Below are 20,228 nucleotides of genomic sequence, written 5' to 3'. Positions count from 1 at the left end.
AATAATAAGCAGAAATAGCTGAGTAATAGCCTATTTCTGCTTAAGGAGACTTGAAGGGTTAACTGCTGCGATTTACAGCTAACTCGACAAATATTACAACTCGGCAATTAAATTAAGCGCGACTTTATTTGTTTGCTTAACTTCTTCCATCACAACGTAGGTACGAGTATCAGAAACTGAAGGAAGCTTTAACAGGGTTTCCCCCAACAAACGACGATAAGCTGACATATCGGACACACGGGTTTTTAATAAATAGTCAAAATCACCAGAGACCAAATGACACTCTTGAATATCATCGAGTAACTGAACAGCACGATTGAAACGATCAAAAATATCAGGGGTATCACGGTTTAACGTGATCTCCACAAATACTAACAATGAAGCGCCTAAATAATGCGGATTCACTAATGCTGTATATCCGTTAATAAAACCTTGTTTCTCAAGACGTTTAACCCTTTCAAGACAAGGGGTTGGACTAAGACCGACACGCTTTGATAATTCAACATTTGAAATTCTGCCATCCATTTGCAGTTCATTCAAAATGTTTCTATCAATACGGTCTAAATCTTTAATTGAATAATTCTTATTATTTGCCATATTTTTAACTCTATTGCACCACTTTAACAACATTATTATCTTTTTATTATCAAACTTCAGCAGCATAAACTGCTGGAGCGGTACTATACTAGAGCCTCCTGAAATAAGCACGTTCAGGGTAAATAATTAATAATAAAATTACTCGTCTCCCCTACGAGTACTATACAAATCGAGGCTCAAAAATGATTATTGGTGTTCCAACAGAAATCAAAAACCACGAATATCGTGTTGGTATGGTTCCTTCAAGTGTTCGCGAATTGACTATTAAAGGTCATGAAGTCTTTGTTCAAGCTGATGCTGGTGTTGGTATTGGTTTTACTGATCAAGACTATATTGATGCCGGCGCTTCAATTTTAGCGACTGCAGCGGAAGTCTTCACAAAAGCAGAAATGATTGTAAAAGTAAAAGAGCCACAAGCTGTTGAGCGTGCGATGCTACGTCACGACCAGATTTTATTTACTTATTTACACTTAGCACCAGATTTACCACAAACCGAAGATCTCGTGAAAAGCGGAGCCGTTTGTATCGCTTATGAAACCGTAACTGATGACCGTGGCGGCTTACCACTACTTGCTCCGATGTCTGAAGTTGCTGGTCGTATGTCTATTCAAGCGGGTGCTCGTGCTTTAGAGAAATCATTAGGCGGCCGTGGCATGTTATTGGGCGGAGTTCCTGGTGTTGAGCCTGCTAAAGTTGTGATTATTGGCGGTGGCATGGTTGGTACAAATGCCGCGCAAATGGCTGTGGGTATGGGTGCTGATGTAGTTGTTTTAGACCGTAGCATTGATGCTTTACGTCGTTTAAATGTTCAGTTTGGTTCAGCTGTTAAAGCGGTTTACTCAACTGCAGACGCCATTGAACGTCATGTATTAGAAGCTGACTTAGTAATTGGTGGTGTACTTGTTCCTGGTGCAGCTGCACCTAAACTTGTCACTAAAGATATGATTAAGCGTATGAAGCCTGGTAGTGCAATTGTCGACGTTGCGATTGACCAAGGCGGATGTGTTGAAACATCACATGCTACTACTCACCAAGATCCAACTTATATTGTGGATGACGTAGTGCATTACTGTGTAGCCAACATGCCTGGTGCTGTTGCACGTACTTCAACATTTGCACTTAACAATGCAACACTGCCTTATATCATCCGATTAGCAAACCTAGGCTATAAAGAAGCATTATTAAGCGACAAGCACTTATTAAATGGCTTGAACGTGATGCACGGTAAGATTGTATGTAAAGAAGTGGCTGAAGCGCTATCTTTGACATTCACTGATCCTAAAAGCTTACTTGCATAATTAAATTAGTAAGTTAATGAAATCAATAGAATACCGCTGATTCAGCGGTATTTTTTTATTCAATTTTTATGGGATAATGGCCAAGCCCAAGAAACAGAACATTATTCTGTATCTAACTCATTAGGCAATATAAAGCGCTGTTTTAAACAACAAAAATAAAAAGCTCGCCAGAAAGACGAAATACCACTTTAATCAATATCTTACATCAACTTAAAGAAGTCTTGCTTAGACATGGGTTTATAATAAAAATACCCTTGTACAGCTTGAATTTGTTGTTGATTGACAAAGTCCAACTGCCTTTGAGTTTCGACCCCTTCAGCAATTACTGTTAAATCTAAAGCACGACTCATACTAACAATAGCCTCGACTAATGCTTTATGTCTGGGATCAGTTTCAAGTTGGTGAATAAATGACTTATCAATTTTAATTTGATCAACAGGAAAGCTAACCAAATAAGACAATGATGAATATCCTGTACCAAAGTCATCGATTGAAATTTTGATACCTCTTTGACGTAATAAAGACAGTAATTCGCATACCTCTTTTTGTTGTTTCATCATTAAGGATTCAGTGATTTCTAGTGTGATCATTTCATAAGGGAAGGCGTCGATATTGAGTTTTTCGACAACATTGTCAAAAAACTGTAAAAATCGTGTTTGAAGCTCTAACGACCAAAACTCTAATGTGGACACATTGACAGCGATGGGAATATGTAAGCCTCGTTTTTTAAGGTCCATCGCGGTAATAACAGCTTGAGTTTTTACCCATTCGCCAACTTCAACAATTAAACCTGACTGTTCTGCTATAGGAATAAATTCAGCTGGTGATATATATTGGCCCTTATGGCACCAACGCAATAAAGCTTCTGCTTTAACAATGTCACCGGTTAATGGATTAACGATTGGCTGGTAAAATAACTCTAACTCATTTTGGCTAATAGCTTTTTTCAAATGAAAATGCAATTGCGCAATTCGCTCTGCTTCTAATTGTATTTTCTGATTGAAAAATTGATGACAATTTCGACCGCTCGCTTTGGCGTTGTACATTGCCTGACTGGCGCAGTTAAGCATCAACTCAGCCGTTGTAGCATCGCTTGGAAATGTAGCAATACCACTGCTCATACCCAATGACACTGTCTGATTAGCCACTGACATTTCTTTACTGATGGCTGCTTTGATTTTTTCCGCAAAGTCGGATAGTTTTTCTGTACTTTGATAACCTGGAAGCACAATTGCAAACTCGTCAGCAGCAATGCGAGCCGGCAAGCTATTATCGGGTAACACCTCTAGTAACCTTTTCGCTACCGTTTGTAGTACTTCATCGCCATTATCTGAACCTAAAGTATCGTTAATTCGCTTAAAATGATCTAAATCTAAAATCATCATACTGAAAGGGTCATGTTCACCGTCTAAACAATGAGACTCACTAATTAAGCTATCCATCCTCTTAAATAGATGTTTACGATTGGCAAGACCGGTAAGTTGATCATAATGATTCTGAAAATCGATTAATTTTTCTGTCGTTTTACGGGCAGTGATATCGGTTATCATCCATGCATAACAATTTTGCTGTGTTAAAGAATCACGAATAACAGTGACAACTAGTTCAATATCTATGATATCGTTAATATTTTTTCGCGCTTTTAGCTCGCCTTGCCATGATTGACCTAAACGGATTGTATTGAACAGTTCTTGCAATAATTCTGAATTAGAAGGTTTGAGGTAGGTTCTAAGGTTGAAGTAGTTATTCTTAACATCATACAATGTTGTCGACTGCGCAAAACTGGGGTTACAGGTCAACACTGCGTTTTGCTCGTTTGTGATAACCAGTGCAATAGGCAAGCTATCAAAAATTTTGCTACTTAAGCGCTGTAAGTGTAATCCTCTGCTGCGTTCAATTGCTAAACTCGCTAATCTTGCGGCTTCTTGAATTAAGTTTAAATCTTGAGAGGTAGGCGATTTAATGGTGTCGTAGTACATTGCAAAAGTACCAAGTACATTGCCCATACTATCAAAAATAGGCTCAGACCAGCATGCGCGCAGGCCTGCTTTTAGGGGCAGTGCTTTGTAATCAGTCCAGTTAGGATGATTTTCAATATCTTCGACAATAACACGTTGTTGCAGGTAAGCCGCCGTGCCACATGAGCCGACATTAGGGCCAATCAAAACACCATTAATGGCTTCGTTGTAATCATTTGGTAAATTAGGTGCGGCGCCAGATAACAAGCGGGTACCGTCATCACTTAATAACAATACCGACGCGCGAGTACCTATTTTTTGGGCTTCGATCAACAATACTAGACTGTGTAACATTTCGCCTAAAGGTACCGCTTCAAGCACCATATTTAAAATGGCGCTATAGCGCTCAAGACTAGACTTGTGCTCATCCGTATGCACAATGCCTAAATCAGTTTTGATATCTATTTGACCAGAATCCATACTGCTCCGCATAAACGAATAACAAAAAGTAAGTTAAAAAAATCAGCTACTTTTAGATTAAGTCTAATAGCGCATTTTATCAAACATTAGTTACTACAAGCTTACATTCCATTTACAACAAAACCTATTTAACAATTGATCCATGTAAGTTAGTCTTTATTCGGCATTTCTGATCATTTTTGCCAGATAAAAACCGTCAAAACCCTGTTCTGAAACTAAAATAGTTTCATCTTCAATTAAGCTAAAATGTGGATTCTCGCTGAGAAAACGATCTACTTGATTACGATTTTCATCAGGCATAATTGAACAGGTTGCGTAAATCAGCATGCCGCCAACTTTAACCATGCGGCTATAACTATCAATAATCTGTTTTTGTAAATCGATAAGCACAGGTAAACGCTCTGCAGTGTCACGCCATTTTGAATCTGGGTTTCGCTTTAAAACACCTAACCCTGAACATGGCACATCAAGCAAAACACGATCAGCCGTTAGCTTCAAGCGTTTGATCGTTTTAGAACTGGCAATAATACGCGTTTCAACATTATGAGCCCCTGCTCTTTTGGCACGCGTTTTAAGATTATCCAGTTTCCATTGTTCGATATCCATTGCCAATAATCGGCCTTTACCTTGCATCTGCGCTGCAATGTGTAAAGTTTTACCCCCTGCGCCAGCACAGGCATCCACTACTCGCATTCCAGGCTTAGCATCAACGGCTGCGGCAACTAATTGCGAACCTGCATCCTGTTGCTCAAATAATCCTTTTTGAAAGCAATCTGTTCTAAATAATGCAGAATTGGACGTCACTTCAAGGGCGCTGTCGACAGTATCTACTATTTGAGTTTCGACACCTTCTTTGGCAAGACTTATCATCAGCTTTTCACGGTTTGTCTTTAACTCATTGACGCGTATAAATCGACCGGGGACTTGCGTTAACGCCGCGCGCTCTGCAGGCCATTTATCGCCTAACTGAGCTTGACCAAGCGTGTCTAGCCATTCTGGGCAGCCATCCCATAAGGTTGGTATTGATTTAGCGGTTTCAATTTTTTGTTTCAGTAGTTTTTCATCGACTTGTAATGAATATTGCATTTTAGGTAACTCAAGCCCATGGAATAAATGCCAGCCATTAAGTAGCTTTGAACCTAAACGGTCAAACTCATCCTGGTCAATATCAACAATAAAACAATACAGATTTAAGCGGCGCAGAATATCTCCCGCCACAAGGGTAATTCTGGCTTGTTCAGAAGGCTCAAGTTTTAAACCCGAAAAGTTATGCGAATAAGCGCGGTCCAAAGGTTTTCCCTGGTTTAACACCATAGTTAACACATTTAACACCAGCTCAGAAGAACTACCAGATAAAGGAAAAGTCAGCATAACACTCTCAATTTAGCAACAAGATAAAAACAACGTCAAACCACAGCAACTCACTATTTGAACCATTAATTAGGTTCGATTCATTTTTCACATCACGAAAGTATTAACCAGTTAATTATGACTAGAGAACCAGCTTTTTTAAACATGGATAACTTACGTTAGCTAAAACTTACTAAATAATGAGAACCAATAGAATATTTGCGCCGATCATAGGTATTAACCGCAATGATAGCAATAAAAAAGCGACCCAGAAGGTCGCTTTAACTTAGCTTATTCAATTAACACGCTAATATCACCTACATTTTCGCGCCTTTCGCACCATAGAATAATATAAAGGCATAGCATATTACCGGCAAAATAAACGCAGGTTGTAAGCCCATGTTGTCAGCCATAACACCCTGTAATAATGGCACTATTGCGCCACCAACAATAGCCAAACATAAAATGCCAGATCCTTGCGAGGTGTGTGGGCCTAAATCACGCAGTGCTAAACTGAAAATGGTAGGGAACATTATCGAGTTAAAAAGCCCCACCGCCAAAATCGCCCACATAGCGATCGCACCTTGGGTATTCATCGCCACCAACACCAGTATTGACGCCATCAAAGCATTAAAAGCTAATACTGTACCGGCTGGAATTTTTTGCATAACCACTGAACCAATAAACCGTCCTATCATCGCCCCGCCCCAATAATACGCAATATAATTGGCGGCATCGGCTTCTTTAAGGCCTGCGATGCTTTCTTCCCCCAAAAAACTGACTAAAAAGCTGCCAATAGAGACTTCTGCACCCACATAAACAAAAATACCGACAGCGCCCAATACAAGGTGTATCGACTGCATCGCACTGGTTTTGCCATTATGAGTAATATTGCCAGAGACATCTGCTGGTTCGGCATGTTCAACGATTTGTGGCAATGATAACCTTGAAAAAATCACCGCTAATAACGCCAACATGCCTGATAATAGTAAATATGGTAGTTTCACGACATCAGCTTCTGCTTGCGCATGAGATAATTCTGCCGTCGCGCCTGATGCAACTGATAAAATCAACACCGCCCCAAAAAAAGGTGCCACCGTGGTGCCGAGGGCATTAAAAGCCTGAGTTAAATTAAGACGACTTGATGCCGTTTCAACACTACCAAGGGCATTTACGTAAGGATTGGCAGCGACTTGTAATATGGTGATACCTGATGCAAGCACAAATAGCGCGGCTAAAAATAATCCATAAACGGCAAAATCAGCTGCAGGATAGAATAAAGCACAACCGAAACTGGCAATGGCTAATCCAGTGACAATTCCCTTTTGATACCCTAGCTTTTTAACTAAGTTACCTGCTGGCAGTGACACTAAAAAATAAGCACCAAAAAAGCAAAACTGAATCAACATTGCTTCGGTGTAGCTCAGCGAGAACACCGATTTTAAATGTGGAATTAAAATATCATTTAAACAAGTAATAAATCCCCACATAAAAAATAGCGAGGTAAGCGAAACCAGTGCAAAACGGTAATTGTCGTTACCAGCCGATGATTCGGCAGTTGTATTTGAGGGGGCTGAAAGCGCCATAAATAGTTTCCTTTATTCATTATTGTTATTGAAAAGGTGATAAAAAAGCCGATAAATTGGCTATCGGCGTGTTCACTTTATTTTATGTTAGCGAAATAACTGCCAAATGGTGGCAACTCGACAACCGTGCCGATTTGCTGACCCGCTAACAAGCCATGTTCATTCAACTCTGCACTCAATTGATAAGTATCGACCGCAAACACTGTATTTTGGTTTGAAAGATTAAACAGCACTAACATTTTCTTTTCTTCAAAATGGCGTTCAAAAGCGAGTATTGATTCATTTGCATTGACGAAACGAATATCACCGCTAATCAGTATAGGTTGTTGCTTTCGCCATGCTAAAAAATGTCGATAACTATTCAAAATAGACTCTGGATCTGTCTCTTGAGTATCCACTGCTTTTTCAGCATGAGCTAACGGAATGGGTAGCCATGGCGTGACTTTTGAAAAACCCGCCTGCTCGGTATCTTTTGTCCAAGGCATGGGCGTACGGCAACCATCTCGACCTTTGAACATCGGCCAAAATGTAATCCCAAAGGGATCTTGAAGCTGGTCAAACTCGATCGGGGCTTCGGTTAACCCTAATTCTTCGCCCTGATAACTGCAGATACTGCCGCGTAAGGAAAACAACATGCCGTTAAGCATTTTAACAAGATCGGGATTAGTTTCGCCCTTGCCCCATCGCGTTGCAACACGTTGAACATCATGATTACCAATGGCCCAGCACGGCCAACCGTCACCAATACTGGCTTCTAATTCTTCAACGGTTTGGCGAATATACGCTGCACTGAAATCATCGGTTAACAGCTCAAAGCTATAAGCCATATGCAGGCGATCATCACCTTGGGTGTACTCAGCCATAGTGGCAAGTGAATCTTCAGATGACACTTCACCTAAAGTGACTGCCCCTGGATAGCGATTAATCAATGCCCGTAACTCTTCAATAAATCCTACCGTTTGTGGGCGAGTATTATTGTAGTAATGGTATTGATAAGCATAAGGATTGTCTTCGCTAAAACCGCGACCTTGACGTTGATCTTTCGGTTTAGCGGGATTATCACGTAATTGCTCATCATGATAGCAAAAGGTAATCGCATCTAATCTAAAGCCATCAACACCCTTTTTCAGCCAAAACTCAACATTATCTAGGACCGCTTGGCGCAGTTCATCGCAATGGAAATTAAGATCCGGTTGGCTTTTTAAGAAGTTGTGTAAATAATATTGTTGACGACGTGGCTCCCATTCCCATGCACAGCCACCAAAAATGGCAAGCCAGTTATTCGGTGCGCTACCGTCCTCTTTTGGATCGGCCCACACATACCAGTCAGCTTTAGGATTAGTTCGGTTTTGACGGCTTTGTTCAAACCAGTCATGTTGATCTGAGGTATGGCTAAGTACTTGGTCGATAATGATCTTGATATTCAATCCATGTGCTTTTGCAATTAGCTCGTCAAAATCAGCCATGGTGCCAAACATTGGGTCAATATCGCGATAGTCACTAATATCGTAACCAAAGTCTTTCATCGGTGATCTAAAGAAAGGGGAAATCCAAATCGCATCCACATTTAGACTTGATATGTAGTCAAGTTTGGCAATGATCCCTTGTAAGTCACCTACTCCATCATCGTTCGAATCCATCAAACTGCGTGGATATACTTGGTAAATAATACCGCCGCGCCACCAGGTTACTTGACCCATTACATTCCCTCTAAATGATGCTCAACACAAGCAAGTAGCACCTATACTGTTAAACATATGTTGCGACGCTTTAACACGCCATTGTTATTTTGTTGTTGCAACGAGGATACGTGAATTTGGAAATCAGGTTCAATACACCTGCATACGTATGCATTAAATTAGTTATCAAATCATCTTAATGAAATTTAATTAATAGCTATTGTATACATAGACTTATGACAACAAAAAATGATTCAAATCCAGTTAATAAAATGTAAAAAAACAGTCAATATTTGTGTGTGACACTTTTGAATACGTATGCATAATATTGTCGGCTAAACAATCCTAGGAGTAGTATCGTCACTGTTGTGCAACAATTTGGTCATAACTTCAGCGCTTATGCAGTCAATTAAGACGGCTGATACAAAAAACACAATAAAGACTGTAACCAAAATCATAATGATTGCTAACAACTTGATCTGGACATATCAAGGTTAAGCATTCACAAAAGGGGAAAGATGAATGTTGCTTTTTAAACCGAGCCTACTCACATTAGCGTTAGCTGCTGCAGGTGCAAGTATAAGTGCTTATGCTGCTGACGATGTTACAAATACAGCCACTGCTGATGAAAACATCGAAGTGGTTAAAGTCACCGGTATTCGCCGTAGTTTACAAGAATCACAATCGCTTAAGATGTCTTCATCTTCTATCGTAGAAGCTATTTCTGCTGAAGATATTGGTAAATTACCTGATGTATCAATTGCAGAGTCACTTGCTCGTTTACCAGGTGTTGCTGCGCAGCGTCTAGATGGACGAGCCAACGTTATTTCTATTCGAGGCTTAGGACCTGACTTTACGACTGCCACTTTAAATGGACGTGAACAAACCTCTGTTAACGATAACCGCGGTGTTGAATTTGACCAATACCCTTCTGAATTATTAAATCGCGTTGTGGTATACAAAACACCTGATGCCTCTGTTATGGCGCAAGCTATCGGCGGCACAGTTGATATGCAAACTATCAGCCCACTAACACATGGCGAGCAAACATTTGCTGTTAGTCTTCGTGGTGAAATGAACGATCTAGGTGCACTTAACAGTGGATCTGATGATAAAGGTTACCGCGGCAGTGTTTCTTATATCGACCAATTTGCCGATGACACTATTGGTATTGCCCTTGGTTATTCTCGTATGGTGTCGCCAAACCAAGAGGAGCGTTGGCAAGCATGGGGCTATCCAGAATTGGATTACAATTCAGATAATCCTTTTGTGTTAGGTGGCGCCAAGCCATTCGTGCGTTCTTCTGAACTAGAACGTGATGGTTTCCTTGGGGTCATTGAATTTGCACCTAATGATTTTTTCAAATCGACTGTTGATATTTTTTATACCAAGTTCTTTGACGATCAACGTTTACGCGGCATTGAAATTCCTGGTCAATGGGGTGCTGGTTGGGGTAACTCAGGAATTACGGCATTAGAAACCCAAGATGGATTAGTGACCAAAGGTATCATCAATGACGCTGCTGTAGTAGTTCGTAATGATGTTAATACCCGTGATGCTGAGTCCTTATCTGTAGGCTGGAATAACAAGTTCCAAGTGAATAATAATTGGGCTGTCGAAGCTGATATTGCCATGTCAAAATCTGACAGAACCGACCTTGGTATGGAAAGTTACAGTGGTACAGGTCGTGGTAATGGTAACGGTGCAGTCGATCAACTGGGCTTTGAATATGATGGTGATGGAAGTTACCACTTTTCGCACAACTTAGATTATTCAGATCCTAATGTAATCAAATTAGGTGGTCCGTTTAGCTGGGGCAACCCTGTAGGACCTGATAGCCAAGATGGTTTTATCAACAAGCCTGAAATTGAAGATGATTTAAAGTCAGTTAAACTTGCTGCCGAATATATCTTTGATGAAGGTGCTGTTCGCAGTGTCGAGTTTGGTGTTAATTACACTGAACGTGAAAAGACTAAGCAAGATAACGGCTTTTACCTCACATTAAAAGACTACCCTGACATGCAAACGGTGCCAGATGCGTACCTCCTAGCACCTACCTCACTGGATTTTTTCGGTATGGGTAACATGCTAAGTTATGATTCTTTAGCATTTTATAATGATGGTAATTACACCGAAACAAACGCTGATACCGTTGACTTAAGTCGTGCAACTAACTCTTGGCAAGTTGCTGAAGATGTGACTACTGCATTTGTAAAAGCCAATGTTGACTCTGAACTGTTCGATTTACCCCTATCAGGTAATATTGGTTTACAAGCCGTGATGACAGATCAAAGTTCAAATGGCACAGTTGCTTCTGTCGACTCAGGAACTGTCGTTAAAACCCCTCGAACTGCAAGTGATAGCTACACAGAGTGGTTACCAAGTCTTAACCTAGGGTTAGAAGTTGCCGATGGTCAAATGTTACGCTTTGCTGCTGCTCGCACTTTGACTCGCGCACGCATGGATAAAATGAATGCCAATGCTAACTTCAGCTATAATGCTAACCCAAGTGATGGTGTTAACTGGTCTGGTGGTGCGGGTAATCCTGAACTACGTCCATGGTTAGCTCGTCAATACGACTTAAGCTATGAAAACTACTTTAGTGATCAAGGTTACTTTGCGGTAGCTGTTTTCTACAAAGATTTAGAAAACTATGTTTACGATCAACGTTCTGAATTCAACTTTGGTGAAATCTTCCCTGAAGTAGGAGGTAACCCGATAGGTTTAGTTACTCAACCGCAAAATGGTGAAGGTGGCTACGTTCAAGGCGTTGAAGCATCTTTCTCTTTAGATTTTGGTCTATTTGCTGATGTGCTTTCTGGATTTGGTACTGTTATGAGTGCGTCTTATAATGATTCCGAAGTCAAAGAAACCTCAGACAGTGATCCAACTACGCTACCAGGCCTTTCTGAAAAAACCTTCAATGCCACGGTTTACTATGAAAATTCAGGCTTTGAGGCTCGTGTTAGTTCACGCTACCGTAGTGAGTTCTTAGGTGAAGTCACTGCGATCAGCCTTAGTCGAGTCAATGTTAACGTTGCTGCTGAAACCGTTGTTGATGCGCAAGTAGGTTACGACTTTAGTGAAAGTGGTATTGATGCCTTATACGGTTTATCAGTATTATTCCAAGTCAACAACTTAACCAATGAGCCATTTACGTCATACACAGGTGATGATGCACGTCATGTACGTGATTATCAAAACTATGGCCGTAACTTTATGTTAGGTGCGAACTACAAGTTCTAATCTAGCGGCTAAAATAAAGCCTCTGTAACCCGTTACAGGGGCTTTTTTAGTTTATATTGACAATGAATAATTAAGGCGATGACTATGAATAACAACAAAATAAAAGACATCGTAATTGTAGGTGGCGGCACTTCTGGCTGGATGACAGCCGCCATGTTAGTTCGTCTGTTTAAAAGTCAGCTAAATATTACCTTAGTAGAATCCGAAGATATTGGCACTATCGGTGTCGGTGAAGCCACTATCCCACCGTTACAAATATTTAATAGCGTGTTAGGGATTAATGAAGCAGACTTTATTAAACAAACCCAAGCAACCTACAAACTAGGGATTGAGTTCGAAAATTGGGGAAAACAGCAACAAACCTACATGCATGCCTTTGGTAACATAGGCAAAGACATTGGATTCAGCCAGTTTCATCATTATTGGCTTAAATCTAATCCGCTGCAAGCTGCTGATTTTTGGCAATACTCCCTTAATTACCAAGCCGCTAAACACAATAAATTTGATGCTATAGATAGCATTGCAGGCTCGCCACTTGCTGGCATTACCCACGCCTATCATTTTGATGCCGGTCTTTATGCAAGCTTATTAAGAAACTATAGCGAAAATCTTGCGGTAAAACGCATTGAAGGCCGGATCACCGCAAGTAAATTAAACCAAGATGGTCATATTGAATCAATTACATTATCGGATAATCAATGTATTAAGGGGGATTTTTTCATTGATTGTTCAGGTTTTACGGCGTTACTCATTGAACAACAATTACACGTAGGTTATGAAAACTGGCAACATTGGTTACCTTGTGACAGTGCATACGCAGTGCAATGCGAACGAGTTGAAAGCCTCACTCCCTACACTCGCTCAATTGCCCATGATGCCGGTTGGCAATGGCGTATTCCCCTGCAAAACCGTACCGGTAACGGCTTGGTATATTGCAGCCAGTTTATCTCAGATGACGATGCAAAAGCGCTTTTGCTGGATAATTTAGACGCAAAACCATTAACTGAACCTCGCAAAATTCAGTTCACTACGGGTCGTCGTAAGCTGCAATGGCATAAAAACTGCGTCGCTATTGGACTATCAAGTGGATTTTTAGAACCACTTGAGTCCACCAGCTTGCATCTTGTTCAGTCGGCAATTATTCGTTTAACAAAATTATTTCCCCATCATGGTATCCAGCAAGCCAATATCGATGAATTTAACCGTCAATCGGCCTTAGAGTTCGAACAAATTCGCGATTTTATTATTTTGCATTATCACTTAAATCAACGCAGTAACGAATCAGCTGAGCAGGCTGATTTATGGCAACGGTGCCGGGAAATGGACATCCCGAAGTCATTAAAAAATAAAATAGATTTGTTTAAAGCAACCGGTACAGTGACTCGCCATCAAGATGAATTGTTTACTGAGGCTGCATGGGTTCAAGTCATGTTAGGACAAGGCATTATGCCTTTGGATCACAACCCTCTTGCCAACAGTATTCAACCAGAGGATCTCAGTGAATTTTTAGCTAACGTAAAAGCCATTATAAATCGGGCGGTTGATAACATGCCCGATCATGAACAGTATATTCAGCGGCTTTAACAGTATTTTGCGTCGTTAATTTGTTTTTATCTCACGTTACAAACGCCGAATTTTATAAAAAAAAGGTACCACAATGAAATTCTTATCTCCTAAGCTGCGTTACAGTCTCATTGCAGGTTTATTATTCTCTTCACCCTCTTTCGCCCAAATAAATGCCATTAAAGTAGAACCCGAATCTTGGTGGGCGGGTATGCAAAACAGCCAATTACAATTACTTGTTTACGGTGAAAATATTCATCAATTTGAGGTTAAATTGATAGATGCAAATGGCGTAAAGCTTATTAAGGTTGATAATAGTCAAAGCCAGCATCACCTGTTTATTGATCTAGATTTATCCCAGGCCAAACCGCAAACGTTGATCTTTGGTCTGTATCAAAATGATCAGTTGGTACAACAAATTGAATATCCCATTTTAGCCCGCCGAAACAATGCTAAAAATCGACAAGGTTTTAGCAATAAAGATGTAATTTACCTGATCACCCCAGACCGCTTTGTTAACGGCAATCCCGACAATGATAACCATCCTGATATGCTTGAATCGGCTAACCGTAAAGACAAAGATGGCCGACATGGCGGCGATATTATGGGGATCCGTAAAGCACTGCCCTATCTCAAAGACTTAGGAGTCACTCAGCTTTGGATTAATCCTTTGTTAGAGAATAATCAGTCAAAGTATTCTTATCATGGTTACTCGACAACTGATTATTATCAAATTGATCCGCGCTTTGGCAGTAATGAAGAGTATAAATCGCTTGTAGAAGAAGCGAACAGCTTTGGGATCGGGATCATTAAAGATGTCATCGTCAACCACATGGGATCGGGTCATCACTGGATGACAGGTAATAATAGTCTAGGGTTGCCAACTTCAACTTGGATTAATGGTCAATCAAACTGGTTACAGGATAATAAGAATATCACCTACACCAGCCATCGACGTACCACAGTTCAAGACCCTTACGCTGTAGTAGCTGATACTGCGGAATTTGAGAATGGCTGGTTTACTGACACCATGCCAGACCTCAATCAGCGCGACCCACATTTGGCCACGTATTTGATTCAAAACAGTATCTGGTGGGTAGAATATGCCGGCCTAAGTGGTATTCGTGAAGACACTTATTCTTATGCAGATAAAACTTTTTTAGCTAAATGGTCAAAAGCCATTATGACCGAATATCCACAGTTTAATATTGTCGGAGAAGAATGGTCTGCCAACCCTATCACTGTCAGTTATTGGCAAGCAGGTAAACACAATAAAGACGGTTATCAATCTTACTCGCCAAGTATGATGGACTTCCCCTTGTATGAAAAAATCATCTCAAGCCTGAATGAACAAGAAAACTGGGGTAGCGGGTTAATTAACCTGTATGAAATGTTAGCTAATGATGTAGTCTATGCCGATCCAACAGCACTAGTGTTGTTTGAAGGTAATCATGACACTAATCGATTATTTAGTTTATTAAATCAAAACCTCGCCCTATACAAAATGGCCATGGCCTATGTATTAACCAGTAATCGTATCCCGCAGATTTTTTATGGTACCGAAGTGTTAATGACCAGCCCAACAAAAGACAGAAATGATGGCGCAGTCAGAGCGGATTTCCCTGGTGGATGGCAAGGCGATGACGTCAATGTGTTTACTCAACAAAATTTATCATCTCAACAATTAGAGGCACTTAGCTTTACTAAGGCGTTACTGCAATATCGTCAGCAATCAGTGGCCATTACCTCTGGCACATTAACACACTACGCCCCCCAAAATGGGGTTTATGTGCAATTTAGACAAGCTGATGCTGAAACCCTGATGATCATTTACAACAAAAATGAACAGCCGCTTGAGTTGGATTTACAACGTTTTAATCAAATCTTACCGCCATCTGCCACGGCTAAAGATATAGTGACACAAAACGTTAAACGGCTAGATTCAACAATTAAATTGACACAAAAAGGTGTCACTATTTTGTCAATTACTCAGTAAAGCAGCAAAGGTTAATATGATGAAAAAAATTAAACATAACCATGGCGCTTTATTGGCGGTAATTGCTTCACTGATATTGTCTGCTTGTTCGGAATCAACGCCAGCGGCAAAGACGCCGACACAGCCAAGGGCGAATGAACAACACACAAGCCAACTTGTGTCAGTTACAAAAGAGTCGGTGAAACAAGATCCTGTAAACCAAGCACCCCAAAATACTCTCGCTCCGGCTTTGGCTCACAAAGCCGTGGTTTATCAAGTATTCACCCGACTATATGGTAATACCAAGACCTTAAATAAACCTTGGGGCACCCTTGCTGAAAATGGCGTGGGCAAATTTAGCGATTTTACTGATGCCGCCTTACAAGATATAAAATCATTAGGCACCACCCACATTTGGTATACTGGCGTACCTCATCATGCATTGATTAATGATTACACGAATATAGACATCAGCAATGACGATCCAGATGTGGTTAAAGGCCGTGCTGGCTCACCGTACGCGGTGAAAGATTACTATAACGTTAATCCTGATTTGGCTGATGTTCCGGCCAATCGCTTGGCGGAATTTGAAGCGTTAATTGCCCGAACCCACCAGCATGGTATGAAAGTGATTATTGATATTGTGCCTAACCATGTTGCGCGTAATTATCAGACATTAGCAACTGTTGATGGCGCTGAAAATTTTGGTGCTAATGATGACAAGACACAGGTTTACGCTAAAGATAATAATTTTTACTATGTGGTTGGAGAAGATTTTCAAGTACCTGATGCAAATAATGGAGTCCAACCATTAAACGGTGAACCCCATCCGCTCAGTGATGGTATGTTTAGCGAATCGCCAGCCAAATGGACAGGTAACGGCTCACGCCTAGCCAAACCCGCGGCCAATGATTGGTATGAAACCGTTAAAATTAATTATGGCGTAAAACCCGATGGCAGCTATGACTTCCCTGCTCTGCCAAACCATTTTGACACTCAGCCTGTAGACGTCCATTATACTTTTTGGCAATCGCAACAGGGTGATTCCATACCCGACTCATGGAAAAAGTTTGCTCACATCACTCAATACTGGTTAGCCAAAGGAGTCGATGGGTTTAGGTACGATATGGCAGAGATGGTACCTGTGGAATTTTGGAGTTACCTCAATAGCCAGATTAAACACACTAATCCACAAGCTTTTTTATTGGCAGAGGTATACAACCCCAGTTTATATCGCGCCTATATTCAGCAAGGGAAAATGGATTACCTGTATGACAAAGTTGATCTGTACGACACCTTAAAAGCCATTATTCAAGATAAGGCCAGTACGGCTCAAATTGCCACAGTTCAGGCTAAAGTGGCCGATATTGAAGCCCACATGCTGCATTTTTTAGAAAATCACGATGAACAACGGATAAACACCCAAGACTTTGCAACCACTCCCGAAGCGGCATTACCTGCTATGGTGGTGTCAACAACCTTAAGCCGTTCACCTACGTTATTATACTTTGGCCAAGATGTTGGCGAAGCTGCGGCTGATAATGCTGGATTTGGTCAAGCAACACGTACCAGTATTTTTGATTATATTGGCGTACCCGCTCATCAACGCTGGATGAATAACGGCAAGTTTGATGGTGGACAATCCACCGAGCAAGAAAAAGCATTACGCCAATATTACCAACGCTTACTCAATTTAAGTCATACCGCTTCAGCGCTTAAAGGTGAATATCAAGAGTTAGATAGTTACCAACGAAATAACAATGTGGTCGGATATACCGATAAAGTGTTTGCATTTACCCGTTTTGATCAACAACAGCAATTGATTATTGTGAGCAATTTTAGCTCAACGACAAGCAGTCGATTTGATCTAGTATTACCTCAAACTCTTACTCAACGATGGCAAATAAGCGCAAACATCAATTTAACCGATTTGCTAAGTGACTCACATTTAACACCATACACTCTGCAAAAACACCAAGATAGCTTCAAAGTAAATATCAACTTAGCGCCATTGCAATCTGTCGTACTGGCGTTACCTTAAGAGCATTATTTTGTTGGGCTATGACATTAATCAAAATTAGAACTGTACAGACTAGCCTTTAGCCACCGTTCAGTTTAGTTCAGTTCAGTTTAGTTCTAACCGCCTTCCCTAAACAGTTATTAGGGAAGGCATTGCTGATATCAAACAATACTTGGCCGCAGTCTTGCCAATCACAGCATGATTATCACCCGTTGATCATTGCTGGATAGTTTTGCCAAGGTCAACACACTAATATCCGTAATCAATATCCGCCATCAATGGTTCACCTTGGTTGATTTTCATTGTTAGCTAATCGTGGCTTAAAACCACGAACCTGACTTAATACAAGTGCAACTTTTAAAATCATTGCTATGCTTAATTCGAGCACATTAGTGATTGATTTTAGTGATATCGACAACAGCATTCAGTCTTGATGGTGATTTAGCCATTTCTGTTATCTGTTTAAATCGTAATGTCGAAATAGCGCTGACAAATTGTTGAGGCGTGCAACAAGAATTCCATCCTAATTGTGTATGAAGATTAAATACTAGGACGTTAATAGCACAAGGATTTTGGAGTTACTTTATTTATCGAGATGAAAGTTAAATAAGGCGCGTATGAAATATAAAACACAATACACTATTTTATTTCTGTTTTTTTTAAGCTTTATCTACAACCTGACCATTTTCGATTTCTCTTGGCCGGTTGATATGGTCGAGTTAGTTGCTGAATCTTTAATGCTTATCGCTTGTTTTGCCGTTTTATTTTACATTCAGCCATTGCAGTCATTCCCAAAAGTATATTGGCTGATGTTAATTGGTATTGCCTTTTACAGTGTGTCTGCTTTTATGGATTTAACAGAAGAGTTTTTTGTAGAAAGTGCCGTCAGTGAAAGTAATCTTGATGATTTTCTAAAAACCCTTGGTTTTATTCTATTAAGTTTGGGGATCCACCGATGGATGAATTTACATACCGAATTGATCAGTGAGTTAAAAATAAAAGCTGAAACGGATCAATTAACCGGCTTATTGAATCGGCGGGCTTTTATTCAGCATATTCAAGGTTCACATCGCGCTAAAGAAGATGAAGGCCGAGCATTCTTATTATTAGATATTGATCACTTCAAAGCGATTAATGACAATTACGGTCACGCATGCGGCGATCATGTGCTTGCTTCCACGGCAAAAGCTTTAAAATCACAAACGAGACAATATGACATATTAGCTCGTTGGGGCGGCGAAGAATTCCTGTTCTATTTGGCGGATGTCACCGCTGAAGAAGCTGAGGATATAGCCAATGCACTAAGACGCCATATTCAACAACTGTCGTTTGAATGTAATAATCAAACAATAATTTGCACTGTGAGTATTGGTGTTTATCATGCAACAACATCACACTGCTTAGAGCAAGAAGTTGACTGTGCCGATAAGGCTCTGTATCAGGCCAAAGCAAGCGGTCGTAATTGTGTGGTGTTGTATCAACAGTAATTTTAAGTACCTGCACACCCTTCATCATAATGGTTAAAAACATAAACAGTATCCAATAAACCCAAACAACACACACAAATCAGTGGATGATTAACCTCTTTGGCAATATTGCTTTTTACTATCACGATATAGACATAACGATGGATAATGTCGATTATTAGCGTTACAGGTTTAACTAAAGCTGAGATAATAACTCACACGTATTCGTTGATTGATTATCTTTCAGTGACAAAAAATATCCGTATATCCTAAAGTCTCTTATGCCAACAGGTCTTAAGATAAATTAGATTGCGTTTTTTATTTCTACAGGACACTTCATGCGCGCCTTTGTTTTACGAGCCAGAGCGGCCCCCGTCGACAGTAAACTTTTTCTTGCAGGAATAGGTCAAGAAGCACACACAGAAATTCTCGCTCATGTGTTAATGAACACCATTTTTGTGGCCCAATCTTATCGGGATGATGTAGTCGTTTATTTAGTGCTTGAAAGTACCAATGACTTTTCACGGACAATTTGTTTTACATCAAATGAATTACGCAATATTGGCGGATTTCATGAGCAAAACCTCACCGCGAAAATAGCCAAAGCACTTGATGTATCAAAAGGCATGAGTAAAGAGCAATCTCGTGATGTTGAACCTGGTATCAACGTGCGTACAGTGAGCTTTGAAAAGTTAGTCCAAGAATTAGCTGAAGATTACCAATTGTATATGTTAGAGAAAAAAGGCACACCAGTAAGAGAAGTCGAATTTGCCCACAATGCATGTTTTTTGCTAACAGATCATATTCCCATGCCCAAAAAGAGCTTTAATAGCTTAAAACGTCTTGGTACCCAACATATTAATTTAGGCCCTAAAATGCTGTTTGCTTCACAATGCATTGTACTCATTCACAACGAGTTAGACATGAGACAGTAGCTATAGTTGTGGGACCAATGTTGAGTCACTGTGGCGCCTACATATTCTTATAGCGTCACTTTATGGCTTGCGAAA

Annotated in this window: 12 protein-coding genes; 7 read left to right on the top strand and 5 right to left on the bottom strand. The window is 40.4% G+C overall.

Going from position 1 to position 20,228, the window contains the following annotated elements; genetic code table 11:
* Positions 1-93: 93 nt before the first annotated feature.
* On the bottom strand, positions 94-597 hold the full coding sequence (gene lrp / locus NE535_RS13910; RefSeq protein ID WP_261299224.1) for a leucine-responsive transcriptional regulator Lrp: 504 nt from the start codon (positions 595-597) through the stop codon (positions 94-96).
* Positions 598-779: 182 nt separating this feature from the next.
* Here lrp and ald point away from each other — a divergent pair, with 182 nt between their 5' ends.
* Positions 780-1,895, top strand: a complete 1,116-nt coding sequence (gene ald / locus NE535_RS13905; protein ID WP_261299223.1) for an alanine dehydrogenase — start codon at positions 780-782, stop codon at positions 1,893-1,895.
* Between the two features lie 200 nt (positions 1,896-2,095).
* Here the strand turns inward: ald and NE535_RS13900 are convergent, their stop codons facing one another.
* The 4 genes from NE535_RS13900 to NE535_RS13885 form a co-directional block, all read right to left on the bottom strand.
* Positions 2,096-4,333, bottom strand: a complete 2,238-nt coding sequence (locus NE535_RS13900) for a sensor domain-containing phosphodiesterase (protein ID WP_261299222.1) — start codon at positions 4,331-4,333, stop codon at positions 2,096-2,098.
* Positions 4,334-4,489: 156 nt separating this feature from the next.
* A complete protein-coding gene (locus NE535_RS13895) occupies positions 4,490-5,704 on the bottom strand; it encodes an RsmB/NOP family class I SAM-dependent RNA methyltransferase (protein ID WP_261299221.1) in 1,215 nt (404 codons plus the stop codon).
* Between the two features lie 296 nt (positions 5,705-6,000).
* Positions 6,001-7,269 (bottom strand): sugar MFS transporter, encoded by a 1,269-nt coding sequence (locus NE535_RS13890; protein WP_261299220.1) that lies wholly within the window; start codon positions 7,267-7,269, stop codon positions 6,001-6,003.
* Between the two features lie 77 nt (positions 7,270-7,346).
* Entirely contained in the window at positions 7,347-8,969 is a 1,623-nt protein-coding gene (locus tag NE535_RS13885; protein ID WP_261299219.1) for an alpha-glucosidase family protein, read from the bottom strand.
* A gap of 501 nt (positions 8,970-9,470) precedes the next feature.
* On the opposite strand from NE535_RS13885, the gene NE535_RS13880 reads away from it, so the two are divergent.
* The 6 genes from NE535_RS13880 (at position 9,471) to trmY (ending at position 20,153) form a co-directional block, all read left to right on the top strand.
* Positions 9,471-12,194 (top strand): TonB-dependent receptor, encoded by a 2,724-nt coding sequence (locus NE535_RS13880; protein WP_261299218.1) that lies wholly within the window; start codon positions 9,471-9,473, stop codon positions 12,192-12,194.
* Positions 12,195-12,278: 84 nt separating this feature from the next.
* On the top strand, positions 12,279-13,778 hold the full coding sequence (locus NE535_RS13875) for a tryptophan halogenase family protein (RefSeq protein ID WP_261299217.1): 1,500 nt from the start codon (positions 12,279-12,281) through the stop codon (positions 13,776-13,778).
* A 73-nt stretch (positions 13,779-13,851) separates the two neighbouring features.
* A complete protein-coding gene (locus tag NE535_RS13870; RefSeq protein ID WP_261299216.1) occupies positions 13,852-15,753 on the top strand; it encodes a glycoside hydrolase family 13 protein in 1,902 nt (633 codons plus the stop codon).
* 16 nt (positions 15,754-15,769) lie between these two features.
* Positions 15,770-17,773: an alpha-amylase family protein gene (locus NE535_RS13865; RefSeq protein WP_261299215.1), complete on the top strand. Its 2,004-nt coding sequence runs from the start codon at positions 15,770-15,772 to the stop codon at positions 17,771-17,773.
* Between the two features lie 596 nt (positions 17,774-18,369).
* Positions 18,370-19,239 (top strand): GGDEF domain-containing protein, encoded by an 870-nt coding sequence (locus tag NE535_RS13860; protein ID WP_261299214.1) that lies wholly within the window; start codon positions 18,370-18,372, stop codon positions 19,237-19,239.
* 317 nt (positions 19,240-19,556) lie between these two features.
* Positions 19,557-20,153: a tRNA (pseudouridine(54)-N(1))-methyltransferase TrmY gene (trmY, locus tag NE535_RS13855; protein WP_261299213.1), complete on the top strand. Its 597-nt coding sequence runs from the start codon at positions 19,557-19,559 to the stop codon at positions 20,151-20,153.
* Positions 20,154-20,228: the final 75 nt, after the last annotated feature.

It is taken from the genome of Shewanella holmiensis, from assembly GCF_025370255.1.
GTDB lineage: Bacteria > Pseudomonadota > Gammaproteobacteria > Enterobacterales > Shewanellaceae > Shewanella > Shewanella holmiensis.
The sequence above is the reverse complement of the archived record's forward strand: the minus strand, read 5'-3'. Positions and strand labels throughout refer to the sequence as shown.